We start from the raw sequence: 15,067 nt of genomic DNA, 5'->3' as shown, positions 1-15,067 counted from the left end.
TTCCCCGAGGCGGGGCGAGCACACGGCGAGCCGGTGTCCTGCCACGCCACCGCGAGGAAGGGAGCTCATGCTTCGTCGGCTGGAGACTGCGATCAGGCCGAGCGTGGGTTGTGGTGACGGCACTCGTTCCACCTCCTGTTTCACCTGGTCGTAGAGAGTGCGGCGGCTTCGGCCACGCTCCGTACAGGACGATCTCCGGCGGAGGCCGTGGCAGCCGGCCTTCCGCCGGACAGGACGACGCGATAGAGCTCTTCGGCGACTCGGGCCTTCGCCGTCCACGTGTGCTTCCGCGCCCATGCCAACGCCGCTGTGCGCATGCCGTGGCGTGTTTCGTCGTCGCCCAGTACGGCGCTGAGTGCGTTCGCGAGGCGCTGCGGCAGATCGGCGGGGTTGCCGAGCGGCACGGAGACCGCCCCGCCAGGGGCCGAGAAATCGCCGATGCCTTGGTGACCGATGTGGACCACCGGCAAGCCTCTCGCCCACGCCTCCAGTGACTGTGTGCCGAACGAGTCGCGCAGGCTTGTCATCAGAAAGACATCCGCAGCGTCGTAGGCCGCGCGGAGATCGGCCCAGGGCACGTCACCATGGAAGACGACGGACTCGCTCACCCCCAGACGCAGCGCGAGTCGCTCCAGGGAGAGCCGCAGCGGTCCGTCGCCGAAGAATTCGAGGCGCGCCCGAGGGTGTTCCGCCCGGACATGCACCATCGCCCGCAGCGCCAGCTCGGGTGCCTTGTGCGCCGTCAGTCCGCCGACCCACAGAATCGTCGGACGGTGAGGGGCGGACCACGTCGGCGGGGCCTCCAGCGGCTGTCGGATCACCGATTCGTGGATCCCGTCCGCCAGCATCAGGCAGGTATCGGTGCGGCCCAGACGTCGAGCCCGCCGGTCCGTGTCCCAGTTGGTGACCAGGACCGCCGCCGCCTCGCGAAGCGTCGCGCGGCACAACGGCCGACGGCCCAGATGGCGCACCCGCAAGGTCCGCACGACTTCCTGCAGATACGCCGGGCCCAGGTAACGCCGGTGGCTGTGCGGTGCGATCTGGCCACCGCCGACGGGACCGAACACCAAAGGCGGTCCCAGACGGTACAGCGCACAGCCGCCCTGGAGGGATACGTACGAGACGTGGTGCACCAGATCGGCCCGGTCGAGCCCATGGGTGCGCGCGTGGGCCAGGGCCCGGCGCTGCCAGCCGTCGTAACGCAGGAACTCCCGGGCGCTGTCGCGCACGAAGCCCGGCAGCAGAGCGGCCCAGGACGGGAGGTCCGGCACCGGGATGACATGGGGTCTGATCCGCCGTCCCACGTCACCCAGTTCTGCTGCCCGACGCCTGATCTGGCGCTCGTTGTCCCGGTCGGGGTGCGTCAGGACCTCTACGGTGTGCCCACGTTCCGCAAGGGTTTCGGCCCATCCCCACCCGACGGCCGGTTCACTGCCGCGCGTGGGATCGCAGCCGTATGCGACCAGTACGATGTGCAGCCCCCGTGTCGTACCGCCGAGCGGCGACTCGGCCACTTCCTGGCTGTCGGCACCCACGTCGGCGCTCCCTACCCCGGCGCTCCCTACCCCGGCGCTCCCTACCCCGGCGCTCCCCGCCGCGGCGGGGAGGCCGACGGGACGTCCCGCCTTCTCTGCCTGTTCCTGGCGCATGAGTCCTCTCCATCCGCTGCGGGACCCGGTCGGTGCAGCGACACGTGGCTGACGAGCGCGTGGCGGCTCGGTCGAGCCGACGCCAGAGATCGCGTGTCAGCTTAGGATTCAAGACGACCTAAAACATCACCGTCATGGCGTTTCGGTGGTTATTACCCCAATCGGCTTCTTCGCCTCCGGCGACGGCGACACGATCGGAGCCGAACGCGGCCTCGAATGGTCCCTGGTCAGCCGCCGCATGGGGCGGCCCGCTTCACCGTTGCTTTCAGTGGTGTCACGAGGGCCTGCCGGAGAATCGTCGGGGGGCGGTCGGCGTCGGGCTCGCGCAGGTGCAGCACCAGCGTGCGGCTGGACTGCCGGGGCAGCTCCAGGTCGAGTGTGTAGACGGGGTGGCCGCGCTCGACACCGGGAATCAGCTCGACCGGGCGGCCGTCGAGAGTGGCTCGCTCCAGAGTCGCTCCCTGACCGGCGTAGTAGTCGACCAGCAGCCGGTTGTCGCCCGGGAGGGTCCGGTACGGCGGAGCGTCGACCCTTTGAGTGACGTACTCGGGCAGGCCCGAGGTCGGTGCCCCGTTGGTGAGCGTCACCGTCGCGGTGACCGATCGGCCGGTGTCCGCGCAGGCACCCGGCGCCCAGACGAGGCTTCGATCCAGGTAGTAGTCCAGCTTGGTGCCGGCCGCGTTGTTCACCACGAGCCCTGCGAAAGGACCGGGTGTGTCGGGCAGGGCACCTCCGAACGCCCCCGACATCAGCAGCTCCTCCTCGGCCGCGTTCGCGCTCCACACCTGCAGGCGGCCTTCCTGCTGGACATCGCGGACGGCGCCCAGAAGAGCGGGAAGCAGCTTCGGGTCCTCGAACGCGTTCATCAGCCGCTCGGCAGCGGCCCGCGCGGCCTCGACGAAGAACGCCTTGCGCTCGGCGGTGTCCGCGTACCTCGCGTAGCTGGTCCGCTCGGTGAGGTCCATGGCGTTGTCGGCGGTGAGCGCGGTGCCGTTGGGCAGTCGGGCCGGCCCGGCGACGCGCAGAAGCAGGCCCAGGGTGCCGGGGTCGATGGCGATCGCGCCGTCGATGTGCTGACCGGTGTGCGCGCGCCAGTACCCGGCCCAGATGCGGGCCGCGTACGGGAAGTGCGGGCTCATGTTGGAGTTCGCCCAGGCACTGCCGGGCTCGTTGCTCCCGTACCTGTCGGCGAACTCCGCCCCGAGGTCCACATCCGTGCGGAGTCCGTCCAGCTCGGTGTTGTTCCCGAAGCGCTCGAAGGACAGCCGGCCCCGGTCGGCCCGCAGCACGGCGAAGGCTCCCGGCAGGCCGCCGGTACCCCGGGCCTCGGCCGTGTTCTGGAAGGCGAGGAAGTAGCGCCGCGGCCCGTGCGCCCCGAACATCGACGGCAGCACGCGGGCCGCGACGGCGGCGTCGCGCGTCCCCGGGACGAGACGGTCGAGCTGATCCGACAGATCCGCACGGCTACGGTCGCTCGCCGGCAGCCAGCTGGAGTGGGGGAGACGGGCGACGTCCTGCCGCACCTCGGCGGCGACACGCGCGGCTCGCGCGAACGCGGGCGCTTCGCTCTCCAGCCCCACGAGTGCGTGTGCGGCACCCTTCGCGTGAGCGTCGGCCGAGAGCCGGGGGACGGCTCGCACCAGCGGCGGCAGGACGTCCCGGGCCAGTCTGTCCGAGGCATGCGCGATGCCACGTCCGGTCTCGAACGGCCTTCCGAAGAAAGGTAGCTGGGCGGCTGTGTACCAAGCAGGTCCAGTGGTGAGGTCGTGGGCGCGTGAGGCATGCGCGGCCGCCGAACGCAGCAAGCGCTCCTGATCGGACTCCGCGGACGGCCCTGAGGTGCCCCCCGGGGACCCCATGGACGCCGACGCCGCGACCGACGTCCGGAGCGCGTCCAGGTCGTGTTGGGCGGCGCGAAGCTCGGCGACGGCGATCCCGCCCGTGACGGCGATCCAGGCGGCCGCCGCCGAGGGAAGAACAGCGGCCGCGAGCAGCGCCTTCCTGGCCCCGGGACCGAGGATGCGCCGGGGCGCCCGACGGGCGTCCCGGGCATGCCCGGGACGCCCGCGGAACGTCATGCGGGGTCGTCGTTCCGTCATGATTGGCGACGGCGGCGCGCGACGAGCACAGTGCCGGCACCTGCCGCGACCAGAGCGGCCGCGACACCACCCAGAATCACGCCGCTGTTGTCGTCCCCGGTGTCCGCGAGGTGCGGATGGTGAGGGTGGTCGCCGTGATCCGGCTTGTCCGGGTGATGCGGCTTCGGCGGCTTCGGCGGATAGGGATGGTGCGGCTTCGGCGGGTACGGGTGGCTGGGCGTCGTCGGATGAGGCGGGTAGGGGTCGTCCGTGGCAAATGCGGGGCCCGCACCTGCCAGGGGTGCTACGACGAGCGCGGCGACTGTGGCGGCCGAGGCCGCAACAGTTCGCCATCTCGGCGATGTCGTCATCTTCTCCACTCTCCTCGACTTCAGTACGGCGAGCCGGTTGCTGCCTGGGCAGTGGTCACCAGGAGACCCGGGCAGATAAATAGAGAGATAGGACGCGGATAAGATCAATAATGCAAAAGCGCCCAGAAGCCATCGGATGGTGTAGTGCCGGTCCGCTCCGAGCCTGCCGGCGCGTCGAGCCCGAATCGCGCCCTCGCGGGGAAGACGAAGCCTTCCGCTTCGGCCTGGGCACACCTGTGACGGAGCAGTGAACTTGACGGAGTCCGAACCGCTCCGGGTTCGGCAGGGACTCGACCACGCGAGAGGACCGAGTCCTGGCACGTCCTTCCGAGTACCCGCTTGAGCCGCGCCGTCGTGCGGTGCGCATGGTCGCCGAATTGCGGCCCGACGATGAAGGCGGTCGCCGCGAAGCCGCTGCACCAGTGGACTCGCCAGGGCGAGATCGATGCCGGTGTCGACGCCTCGACCGAATCGGTCGCCGACGCGTACGACAACGCGCTCGTGGAGCCCACGACACGGACCGCACCCTGCCCCGATCGACCGCCGTTCGGACCACGGGAGGGCAACTGGTCGCCCAGGGCGAAGTTCATGTAATTCCCCAGACCCTGACCGTTCAGGCCGGCCGGAGACCTTCATCCGGGTAGGTCGTGGGGTGTTGCAGGCTGTCCGGTTCTGGGGTGAGGAGTCGTGGTGGGCGAAGCGGCAAGCGACGGCATAGGGAGGTTCTGGATCGTTGGGGGCTTCTTCAATCGTGGCCGGCTTTGTGCTCGTCATGAACGTGCGGGGGGCGGCTGAAAAGTCCTTCGCCCTTGTCGCGCGACACATGCCGTTCACGGGGACGGCGACACCGAAGACGCTCCGAATCGTCGGCGGAGGCTGGATCTTGGTCGGGTTTCTCCTGGTGCTGCCCGATCTCATCAGCCTCGGCCGGACGAGTTAGTCGATCGGCCGCTTTTCGGGCCTTGCCATGGGGTTGTTGGGGCGGCGGCTGGCCCGTTCGTGATCACCTGACGGCTGGTGTTGATGAGCCGGTCCAGGAGCGACTCGGTGACCACAGGGTTGGCGGGTGCAGGCCGGCGCCCTGGAAGTGCCCGCGGCGGCGGTGGACGACTTCGGCGGGTTCGAGGGGCAGTACGAGCAGATCGAGACTCCCTGGTCATGTCGTCGCTTCCGCAGCAACGCCCGGCTGCGGCCGGGTCCGCATACCCCAGCGGGCGAGAGATGGGCCGGCAGCACCCAGCATCGCGAAGAACAACGCCAGCAGCAGCCAGCCCGCCGTGCCGAGGCCCAGCACCACCGTGGTGAGGATCGCGGGGGCAAGAGCCTGGCCCGCGTTGAAGCCGAGGCCGAGGACACCTTGGTACTGGCCCTGGGCATGGTCGGGGGCAAGAGCGAAACCCAGGGCGAAGCACGCCGAGGACTCCCAGACCTCTCCCAGGCTATGGACGAAGATCGCCGCCAGGACCAGTCCCGCTGCCGCCCAGACAGGGGCGTACGCCGCCAGCGCCATCATCGGACAGCTGACGAGGAAGAGCAGCCCCGCAGTGCGAAACGCCCTGCCGCCCTCGTACGGGGTCTCGATGCGGGAGCCGATCCTGGTCTGCATCAGTACGCAGAAGGCGGAATTGACCGCGAACAGCACGGGCACCGTCCAACGCGGCGTTTCGGTGTGCTCGGAGATCCAGATCGGCAGGAGCAGGGAGACCACCGGGTACTGCAGTCCCATGGCCCCGTAGAGGGCGGTGAACGTCAGGAACGGACGGTCCGCGAAGACGAGCCAGCGCCGCTGCCGCGGCGGCGCTGCCAGAACCGGATAGCGGGGCAGCAGAAGCAGAAGCACCGCGCACAGGGCGAAGCTCGCCGCGTTGCCGAGAATCAGCGTGACGTAGGCGCCGCGGGTGCCCGCGGCCAGCGCCAGCCCGGCACCCACCGTTCCCAGGATGACGCCCAGGTTGACGAAGGTACGCAGCTTCGCCCGGAACACGGCCGGTCGCTCACCCCCGACCCGGACCACCAGAGCCCCCCACGCCGCCCCTCCGACCGCCGCGGCGATCTGGTCGAGCGTCGCGATGACCGTGAGCGCGGCCCAGCTCTCGACGAGGACGAGGGCCGCCATCGACACCGCCTGGACCGCGAGGGCCAGCATCATGATCACGCGTGCGCCGCGCCGGTCAGCGAGATGTCCCCCAGGTATCCCCGCGCACAAGCCGATCACTCCGGCGATGGTGAGCGCGGCGCCGACCTGCACCGCAGGCAGGCCCACGACCAAGGTGAAATAGAGCGCCGACGCCGCGTTGAACAGACCATTGCCGACCCGGTTGACGAAGCTGGCGGCGACCAGCACGCGCTCCGGCCTGCTGTCCCCCGCCATCCGGCCTATTCGACCTGCCAAATCGCCCTTGATCATGGACCGCAGGCTAACAGTGACGCAGAACCCGCCGTAGTCGTACGAAGATCGCGTGCCGTGACGGCGACGCACGACCCGAGGCGTGTTCCATCCCCTGAAGGCCGGTGTCGGCCAACGAACGAGAGACGGTCACCGCGTCCCGAGCAGACTCTTGATGCAGTCGCGGTGCTTGTCGACATCCGTCCAGGTCACCTACCTCAGCCTTCTGGTCAACGTGCCGCTGAGGTTCGACGCGACGCGCACGGGCCTCACCTGGATGGTCCTTCCCGGCTGTGTCACACGCGGTGGCTCACGGAGCCCACACATAAAGTCAAAACCCTCAGTATCAGGATGTTCGTTCATCTTTCGGACGGATCGAATGTGAGGACAGGTAGGCCCGTGGCGCGTCGTCCCAACATTTTGCTGATCGTCACCGACGAGGAACGCGCCGTCCTGCCCCGGGCGCACGGGTACGCGCTGCCCGCCAGGGAGCGGATCGCCGAGCGCGGTGTCACCTTCGACCGGTACTACACCGCCTCGGCGCAGTGCAGCTCGGCGCGGTCGGTGATCTACACCGGGCAGCACCTGCCGCTGACCGAGATCTACGACAACGACAACATCCCCTACATCCGCCCGCTCGACCCAGGGCTGGGCACGCTGGGCACGATGCTGCGCTCGGCCGGCTACTACTGCACCTACCAGGGCAAATGGCACCTGTCCAACGCCTACGTCTCCCCGCAGAACCCGGCCCCCACCACGAACGCCCTGGAACGTTACGGGTTCAGCGAGTTCAACGACTGGGGCGACATCGACGGCGGTGCCTGGGCCGGGTTGAAGCTCGACCCGGTGATCGCCGGGCAGGCGGTGCACTGGCTGCGCGACCGCGCACCGGTCGTCGCGGCGGAGCAGCCGTGGTTCATGGCGGTGAACTTCGTCAACCCGCACGACATCATGAGCTTCGACTACGGCGGCCGGTCCCAGGTGCAGCTGCCGCCGCCGCTGGCCCATGCCGTACGAATGAAGGCCGCCGCCGACATTCCGGTCTACCGGCGCCGCTGGGACTTCGACCTGCCCGCCAGCCTGCACGACGACCTGTCCGGCGCCGCCCCGGCCGTCACCGAGTACCAGCGCATGATCGACACCGTGTTCGGGCCGGTGGCTTCCGACGAGCACTGGTACGACGGCCTGAACTTCTACCTCAACGCCCTGCGCGACGTCGACCGCAGCATCGAGCACGTGCTGGACGCCCTCGACGCCTCCGGCCAGGCCGACAATACCGTCGTGGTCTTCACCGCCGACCACGGCGAGATGGCCGGCTCCCACGGCCTGCGGCAGAAGGGCAGCCTGGTCTACGACGAGAACCTCCACGTCCCGCTCGTCATCGCCCACCCCGACGTGACCGCCGGTGTCCGGACCGATGCCCTCGCCTCCGCGGTCGACCTCGCCCCCACCCTCCTGGCATTCGCCGGTCTCGACCAGGCCGAGACCGCCACCCGCCACCCCGCCCTGAAGGGCCGGTCCCTCATCCCCGCGCTGCACGGCGGGCAGGTGCGCGACGGCGTCCTGAGCGCCATCGAGTCGATCATGATGCTGGACGCCGATTTCTGGTTCGAGTTCGCCGACCCCGACGCCCCCCGGCGCATCGAGGCCGGCGAGCTGCGCCCGGACTGGACGAAGCGGGGCTTCCTGCGTGCCTGCAACGACCACCGCTACACCTTCGGCCGCTACTTCGCGCCCCTGGACCCGAACCGGCCCCGGTCTGTCGACGAGCTGTTCGCCCACAACGACGTCGTGCTCTACGACCGCCAGGAAGACCCCGCGCAGATGCACAACCTGGCCGCCGACCCCGCGCACCGCGATCTGGTCGCCCACTACAGCGCCCTGCTGGAGCGGCTGATCGACGCGGAGATCGGCGCCGACACACGCGCCTGGGTCACCGAACGCCCACGCCTGATGGGCTGGCCCACCTGGCACGGCGACACCGAGCCGGCCGCCCGTGCCGGCACTGGGCGCTGACAACAACGCGCATCGCACGGCCGGCATCCGGCAGAGCCGACCGTTCCACCGTCAGCCGCGACCGGGCTTCCGCCCGCCGCGGCCGACGATTCATGACGAGCATCAGCCGTGCCGCGACGGACGCGGCGAGCCGCACGAACATCCGGCTGCGGCCGACGCTGCAGGCCAGGAACCGCATTCACAGCCCGTGTTCGGCGGTGATCCTCCCGTCGCGTTCGGCTTGCTCCAGAGCGGCGAAGTCGCGCTCAAGCCTGAGCTCGTGCGCCACTGTGCCGCCTCTCCATTAGACGGTCGCGGTTCACGAGCACCGGCCCACAGTCACGCGAAACGCGCTACCCCACGCCACGTGGCGCAACGCCGCCACCGTCCGAGTCGCGCGACGGGACGGAGAGTCGCCACCGCAGACATGGCGCCGCGCGTCCGACCCAGCCGGAACGGCCGTGACGGTCGTTGTCGGTGGAGTGCTGGTCCGTGAATGGCACGGGCCCTGGTGCCAGTTGCCCGCTCGGTGGGGAGGCGGGTTCGACCGCGGGCAGTCGCCACCACCGAACGATCGTCGCCGCCCGACCAGCCCGGCCGCCGCCTGGGGGACCCAGTCGGCCATGGCCGGGCCGCGTCCGGAATCGCCGAACCGCGACGCATGCCCGCCGGAGGTGTCAGAGCCGGACCGTCCAGCTGACCGTGGACCTCATCGTCCGGGCAATGGCGCGGTCCCGCACCGAGGGCGTACGGTCCTCGGCGGTGAGGGACAGCGTGTGCTTCCGAAGGTCGAGCAGCCGCAGACCCAGGTCGGACACGCGTACGTCGGTGCGGCCCGCGAGGGACTTCATCTCCCGCCCGTCCAGGTACCAGCGGATCGTGAGCTGACGTCCGTCCGCCCCCGTCAGCCGGGGTACGAGGGCTTGGGCGGTGTCGCCCGCGCGGAGGGTGCGATCGGTGGCCGTGACGGGGGAGGCGATGCGCGCCTCGCGGTAGAAGCCGGCGATCATCGCCTCCACTCCAGGCAGATTGAAGGGCTTGCCGAGGGAGCGCATCAGGGAGTTCTCGGTGGGACGCCGCAGCCCGGTGACGTAGTAGCCGCCGCCCTCGTACGCGCCGACGGTGCCGCCGTCGGGAGACTGCTCACCGAGCCAGCGGTGCCACTTGGCACCCCGGTCGGCCAGCTCGTCGGCGGTGAAGGTGGTGATGTTGGAGTCGGTGGGCTCGGGACCCACGTACCGCTCGTAGCCGGGGTAGTCGGGGTAGAAGTACTCGTCGGCGAGCTTGCCCAGGGAATGGCCGGTCTCGTGGATCGCGACCTGGCCGGACTTCTCGTTGCCCGCCGAGGCCGTTGAGATTCCCTCGTAGCCGAGGGTCTTGCTGGGCTCGTTGTAGCCCGCGCCACCGTACTTGGTGCTGTTGGCGAGGACGAGCACCAGGTCGGCCTCAGGGGCCTTCGCCACGTATCCGTCGACCTTGTCCTGGTCGACGCAGAGCAGCCGTTCGATGCCGTCGCACCAGAAGTACGAGCCGAGGGCCGTGTCCCGGAGGGTGTCGGGAGTGGGGTCGCCGGAGACGCCGGACTGGTTCGAGACGGCGTCGACGGTCCAGACGTTGAAGAGGTTGCGGTACGTGGTGTACGGCTCGACGGCGGTCAGCTCGGCCCATTTCTGTTGGGCGTCGGCGTGGAAGCGGGGCAGTTCGGCGACGGTGTAGCCGTCTCCGACGACGACGATGTCGAGCCGGTCGGCGGTGGGGCCGGTGTCGACCATCTTGGTCACCTCGCCGTCGGCGACCGTCTCGGTCGCCGTCAGGCGGGAGGCCGGCTGGTTCTGGCCCTCCGGCGGCACATGCGTGTGCCCGGAACCGGCCGGCGACCCGTGTTCCGGCCCGGGTATTTCGACCTCGACTCCGGCCGTGGGGGGTGCCGTCGGGCCCGCGGCGGCGCTGCCGGGTGCGGCGGCGAGTACGGCCGCGAGGGCGACGGCCACTCCGGCCGCCATGGCTCCGCGTCGTGCTGAACGCATGAAATCAGCCCCTTGTCAGGCGAGTTAAGCGCATCAGTAAGTGTGTTGAACGAGTCGCTTAACCTAGGGGGAAGGCGAGGGGTGCGCAATGCCTACTGCTTCTGGATACTGGGGAGTTCACGAACAAGGGGGGTCCGCATGGACGATCCGGCCACGATCGGCCGCCGAGTGCAGCGGTTGCGCGCTCAACGCGGTTTGACGCAGCGACAGTTGGCCGAGCCTTCGTACACCCCCGCGTACGTCTCGACGCTGGAGTCGGGCAAGGTCAGGCCCTCGGAGACCGCACTGCGCTTCCTTGCGGAGCGGCTCGGTACGTCGTACGAGGAACTGGCCACCGGCCGCCCCGCGCACCTCGCCACCGAACTGCGTCTCGCTCTCACCGACGCCCACCAGCAGCTGGCCACGGGGACGGCGGACGAGGCTGCCGTGCGCTACCGCCGGCTCCTCGCCGACGCGGAGCATCTCGGACTCGTTCCCGAGCAGGCCGAGGCGCTGCTCGGGCTCGGAGACTGTGCCCTGGAGACCGGTGAACTGGTCGACGCGGGCCGCCACTTCCAGGCCGCCGAGCGGCTCCTCGCCGAGGAGCCGCTGCCCCGCCGCGCACGCGCGATCCGGGGCCGTGCCGTCGCGCACCTCCTGGCCGGGGAGCTGCGCTACGCCTGCTACCTCCTCGAATCCACCATCGACGAGCTCGGCGCGAGCGGCCTGGTCGACCCCGAGGCTCTGGTCATCCTGTACGCCGCCGTGATCGGCCCGTACATCGACATGGGCGCACACGCCCGTGCCGCGCACGCCGCCGAGCTCGCCCTGGCGCTGGCTCCGCAGGTCGACGATCCGGCGCTGGTGGCGGGCATGCACCGGCAGGTGGCTCGCACCTTCCTCGCCGAGGGGCGCACGGCCGACGCCGACGCCTCACTGGCCAAGGCGCAGGCGATCTACCAGCAGCTGAGCCTGCGTACCGATCTCGCGCACTGCCACTGGATGCGCGGCTACGTCCAGGCTCAGAACGGCGAACTGGAGGCAGCTGAACAGGAGTTGCGCGCCGCTCGGGACATGCTGAACGCCAAACGCGCGGCGCTGTTCACCGCGCAGGTGGAGGTGGAGCTGGCCGATGTCCTCCGGCGGCTCGGCCGGCACGGCGAGGCGTCGGATCTGCTCTCCGCATTTCTTGAGCTGGGTGACCGGCACGGCGCGGTGCACGCGGGGGGTGCGCACAGGCTCCTCGGGCTGATCGCCGAGGAGCGGGGGGACAACGAGACCGCCGAGGAGCACTACGTCATGGCGCTGGGGCTGCTGGAGCGCAGCGGCGCGAGCGGCGACCTCGCCGATCTGTGCCGTCTCCTGGGCGACCTTCTGCGCCGCGGCGGCCGCACCGAGGCCGCGCTGGACGCGTACCGCACGGGGCTGGGCCACCGGTCGCCCCCTGGCACGACGACGCTGGGGCCGGCCCCGACGGCACTGGCGTTCCCGCGGCACTGAACGAGCGGCCGGCAGTGCACTTCCAGCACGGTCCGGATCTTGGTTCTGCGACGCCGCCCATGGGTGAGGTCGCCGTCCGGTCCAGCGAGAGGAGGGGGCTGTAGGGGTGGGGACGGTCTGGAGGCCGAGGGGCGGGTCCCCGTGGTTCAGCCGGGCACCGTGGGTCCGAGTCACCGGCGTCGCTTCCGGGACTCGTCCTGCGGCGCCGGCTCCGCGGCGACGGGCCCAGGGCCGGCCCGCCCCTGCCACCCCGGCTCGCCTCTGCCACCCCGGCCCGCCTCTGCCACCCCGGCCCGCACCTGCGACCCGGGCCCCGTCCCCGATCCCCGCACAAGCGGAATGCATGCCGAGCCGCCGAGCCTCGATGGTCCGGGCCAGAATCTCGAACAAAGTATCGAATGAATCCCGCGGGCCATGCATCGGGACGACGCCTCGAGCGACCGCCGTCGTCTTTTCGAGTCCAGAAGGACCACGAAGGGCCGATCCGCTCCGGTTCGGGCCCCGAATTCACGGCGCACGACCTCCCCGTGTCGGGGCTTCGATGAGACCCCTCAGTGGAGAACACGGGAGGCCGCGCACCCGCCCGCGCTGCGCGGTGGCCGCCTGGACGGGATCGAGCGCACTGCGGTCGCGACCGCCCGGAAGGATGATGGGGGCATGGAACGGCTACCGTTCATTCCTCCTGCCGGGGCGGACGAAGGGGGGCACCTCAGCCCGCCCCCGGCCGCCTTCGCCCTGCTTGCCGCAGACGGAGTGCTCGTCGGGTGGAGTCGTCAGGCCGAGGCACTACTGGGATATCCGGCTTCGCAGGTCCTGGGACGCCGGGCGGTGGACCTGATCGCAACCTCGCACGCCGATCGCGACAGATCGGAAGAGCCGCGGTCGTATCAGCGGCTGCGGCTCGATGGGACACGCAGTGCCGTCGTGGACGTGCGCCACCGCAGCGGAGACACCGTACGGGTGGCAGTGACTCTGCATCCCCTGACCCCCGCCTCCGACGGGGTCTCCTCCGGCCAGGCCCCCTCCGCCGTCCTCATGGCGGTTGAATTGGAGGAGCTTCGCTGGTGGGAGACCCGACAGGCGATGCTGCAGGGGCTCGTCACCCAGTCGCCGGTGACACTCACCATCTACGGTCCCGACGCGCGCCTCTTGTGGGCCAACGCATCCAGTGTCCGGGAGCTCGGCGGCGACCTCACAGCATTGTTCGGCCGCTCCATGACCGAACTCTTTCCCGGTGATGTCCTCACCACCCAGCATCTGGCCCCGCCGGAGGACCTCGTCCAACAGATCCTCGAGACCGGTGAGCCGGTCATCGACGTGCATTTCCGGGGGCGCTCTCCGGCCGACCCGCGACGTGAGCAGGTCTGGTCCTCGTCCTATTTCCGACTGCTGGACGGCCGGGGAGAGCCGGTGGGCGTGTGCGAGCAGTCCATTGACGTCACCGACCACTACCGTGCGCAGCAGCGCCTCGCGCTCCTCGCGGAGGCCGGCGCGCGGATCGGGTCGACGCTGGACCCGTCCGAAACGGCGGCGGAGCTCGCCAAGGTCGCCGTGCCGCAGTACGCCGACGCCTTGCTCGTCGACGTCGTGGCAGAAGTGCTCGAGGGAGGGGAACCGAAGCCCGGCACGCCATGGGACCTGGTCCGCGTGGCGGATTCCGACGGGGAACCCTCCCGGGTGGCCCAGCGGGTCGCGTACGCTGCCGGATCGTCGCAGGCCGAGAGCCTGGCGAGGGGCCGGTCGACCACGGACGCCGTGGTCGCGCCGACGCGGCTCTACGTCCCGCTGATGGTGCGGGAGACGCCGTTGGGCCTCGTCACCTACGTGCGGGGCGACGACTCGGAACCCTTCGACCACGGCGATCGCGCAGTGGCCGAGGAGCTGGCGTCGCGGACCGCCGTATGCATCGACAACGCCCGGCGGTACCGCCGGGAGCGCACCGCCGCGTTCATGCTCCAGCGCAGCCTGCTGCCACGATCCCTGCCCGAGCTGAGCGCGGTCGAGGCGGCGAGCCGCTACCTGCCGGCCGACAGCCACCTGGGCGCCGGCGGAGACTGGTTCGACGTCATTCCGCTTTCAGGGGCACGTGTCGGACTCGTCGTGGGGGACGTCGTCGGGCACGGACTCGGGGCCGCTGCCACCATGGGGCGCTTGCGCGCGATGGTGCGTACCCTGGCCGAGCTGGACCTCGCACCCGATGAACTCCTGGCCCGGCTGAACGATCAAGTCGGCAAGGACGCGTCGGACCAGGACGGGAAGGGCGCAGACGACAGTGGCGCCGTCGGCGCGACGTGCGTCTACGGGATCTACGACCCGGCCTCCCGGACGAGCAGCTGGGCGGCGGCGGGACACCTGCCCCCGGCTGTGGTGCAGCCGCACGGCCCCGTCAGCTTCCTTCGTCTGCCGCCGGGGCCTGCTCTGGGTGTGGGACGGCTTCCCTACGAGGGCGCGGAAGTGGAGCTCGCCGAGGGAAGTCTGGTCGTCCTGTTCACCGACGGCCTCGTGGAGGCCCGGGGGAAGGGCATCGACGTGGGGTTGGACCGGTTGGCGGCGGTACTCGGCGAGCAGCGGGGATCGTCGTCCGACCGATTGTGCGCCCAGATCGTCGCGGAGCTGGCATCGGACCAGGTGCAGGACGACGCGACCCTCCTCGTCGTGCGCACCCGTGCGCTGGGGTCACGTCAGGTGGCGACCTGGGAGCTGCCCTCGGACCCCGCGCTCGTCGCAGGCGCACGTGCGATGGCCGCGGAACAGCTGGGGCGGTGGGGACTGGACGATCTGGTCTTCACCACGGAACTGGTGGTCAGCGAACTGGTCACCAACGCGATCCGCCACGCCTCCGGCCCGATCGGTCTGCGGTTGATCCGGGACCGTTCTCTCATCTGTGAGGTCTCCGACTCGCAGCACACCTCACCGCATGCCCGTTACGCCGGCAGCGACGAGGAGGGCGGACGTGGACTGTTCATGGTCGCCCAGCTCACCGAGCACTGGGGGACGCGCTACATGCCGGCAGGGAAGACGATCTGGGCGGAACAGGCCTTGCCCGTGGCGTGACGGCCGCGCGCCCGCCGCGGGTGCCGAC

Annotated in this window: 9 protein-coding genes; 4 read left to right on the top strand and 5 right to left on the bottom strand. The window is 70.3% G+C overall.

The window, feature by feature from the left end; genetic code table 11:
- Positions 1 to 140 precede the first annotated feature (140 nt).
- The 3 genes from ACF07V_RS06270 to ACF07V_RS06260 all read right to left on the bottom strand — a co-directional run bounded on the left by ACF07V_RS06270 (position 141) and on the right by ACF07V_RS06260 (position 4,098).
- A complete protein-coding gene (locus tag ACF07V_RS06270; protein ID WP_392151706.1) occupies positions 141 to 1,535 on the bottom strand; it encodes a glycosyltransferase family 4 protein in 1,395 nt (464 codons plus the stop codon).
- A 341-nt stretch (positions 1,536 to 1,876) separates the two neighbouring features.
- Positions 1,877 to 3,229, bottom strand: coding sequence for a DUF4012 domain-containing protein (locus ACF07V_RS06265; protein ID WP_392151705.1), 1,353 nt, complete (start codon positions 3,227 to 3,229; stop codon positions 1,877 to 1,879).
- A 515-nt stretch (positions 3,230 to 3,744) separates the two neighbouring features.
- Positions 3,745 to 4,098, bottom strand: coding sequence for an LAETG motif-containing sortase-dependent surface protein (locus ACF07V_RS06260; protein ID WP_392152364.1), 354 nt, complete (start codon positions 4,096 to 4,098; stop codon positions 3,745 to 3,747).
- Between the two features lie 390 nt (positions 4,099 to 4,488).
- Between ACF07V_RS06260 and ACF07V_RS06255 the strand changes: the two genes are divergently transcribed.
- Positions 4,489 to 4,692, top strand: a complete 204-nt coding sequence (locus ACF07V_RS06255; RefSeq protein ID WP_392151704.1) for a hypothetical protein — start codon at positions 4,489 to 4,491, stop codon at positions 4,690 to 4,692.
- A gap of 562 nt (positions 4,693 to 5,254) precedes the next feature.
- On the opposite strand, the gene ACF07V_RS06250 is transcribed toward ACF07V_RS06255, so the two are convergent.
- On the bottom strand, positions 5,255 to 6,505 hold the full coding sequence (locus ACF07V_RS06250; protein ID WP_392151703.1) for an MFS transporter: 1,251 nt from the start codon (positions 6,503 to 6,505) through the stop codon (positions 5,255 to 5,257).
- A gap of 378 nt (positions 6,506 to 6,883) precedes the next feature.
- Here ACF07V_RS06250 and ACF07V_RS06245 point away from each other — a divergent pair, with 378 nt between their 5' ends.
- Positions 6,884 to 8,500, top strand: a complete 1,617-nt coding sequence (locus ACF07V_RS06245; RefSeq protein ID WP_392151702.1) for a sulfatase-like hydrolase/transferase — start codon at positions 6,884 to 6,886, stop codon at positions 8,498 to 8,500.
- Positions 8,501 to 9,156: 656 nt separating this feature from the next.
- Here the strand turns inward: ACF07V_RS06245 and ACF07V_RS06240 are convergent.
- Positions 9,157 to 10,506: a M64 family metallopeptidase gene (locus ACF07V_RS06240; RefSeq protein WP_392151701.1), complete on the bottom strand. Its 1,350-nt coding sequence runs from the start codon at positions 10,504 to 10,506 to the stop codon at positions 9,157 to 9,159.
- A 138-nt stretch (positions 10,507 to 10,644) separates the two neighbouring features.
- Between ACF07V_RS06240 and ACF07V_RS06235 the strand changes: the two genes are divergently transcribed.
- Together ACF07V_RS06235 and ACF07V_RS06230 are read left to right on the top strand one after the other, a co-directional pair.
- The gene (locus ACF07V_RS06235; RefSeq protein WP_392151700.1) at positions 10,645 to 11,985 is read left to right on the top strand and encodes a tetratricopeptide repeat protein; all 1,341 of its coding nucleotides are present in this window, start codon (positions 10,645 to 10,647) and stop codon (positions 11,983 to 11,985) included.
- 657 nt (positions 11,986 to 12,642) lie between these two features.
- Positions 12,643 to 15,039: a SpoIIE family protein phosphatase gene (locus ACF07V_RS06230; RefSeq protein ID WP_392151699.1), complete on the top strand. Its 2,397-nt coding sequence runs from the start codon at positions 12,643 to 12,645 to the stop codon at positions 15,037 to 15,039.
- Positions 15,040 to 15,067 lie beyond the last annotated feature (28 nt).

It is taken from the genome of Streptomyces sp. NPDC015661 (assembly GCF_043077765.1).
GTDB lineage: Bacteria > Actinomycetota > Actinomycetes > Streptomycetales > Streptomycetaceae > Streptomyces.
This window is presented reverse-complemented; position numbering and strand designations above follow the sequence as displayed.

What these genes read in the sequence shown, in the direction of transcription:
- ACF07V_RS06260 (WP_392152364.1), bottom strand. Translation starts at nt 4,098, where the DNA reads ATGACGACATCGCCGAGATGGCGAACTGTTGCGGCCTCGGCCGCCACA.
- ACF07V_RS06255 (WP_392151704.1), top strand. Translation starts at nt 4,489, where the DNA reads ATGAAGGCGGTCGCCGCGAAGCCGCTGCACCAGTGGACTCGCCAGGGC.
- ACF07V_RS06250 (WP_392151703.1), bottom strand. Translation starts at nt 6,505, where the DNA reads ATGATCAAGGGCGATTTGGCAGGTCGAATAGGCCGGATGGCGGGGGAC.
- ACF07V_RS06240 (WP_392151701.1), bottom strand. Translation starts at nt 10,506, where the DNA reads ATGCGTTCAGCACGACGCGGAGCCATGGCGGCCGGAGTGGCCGTCGCC.
- ACF07V_RS06235 (WP_392151700.1), top strand. Translation starts at nt 10,645, where the DNA reads ATGGACGATCCGGCCACGATCGGCCGCCGAGTGCAGCGGTTGCGCGCT.
- ACF07V_RS06230 (WP_392151699.1), top strand. Translation starts at nt 12,643, where the DNA reads ATGGAACGGCTACCGTTCATTCCTCCTGCCGGGGCGGACGAAGGGGGG.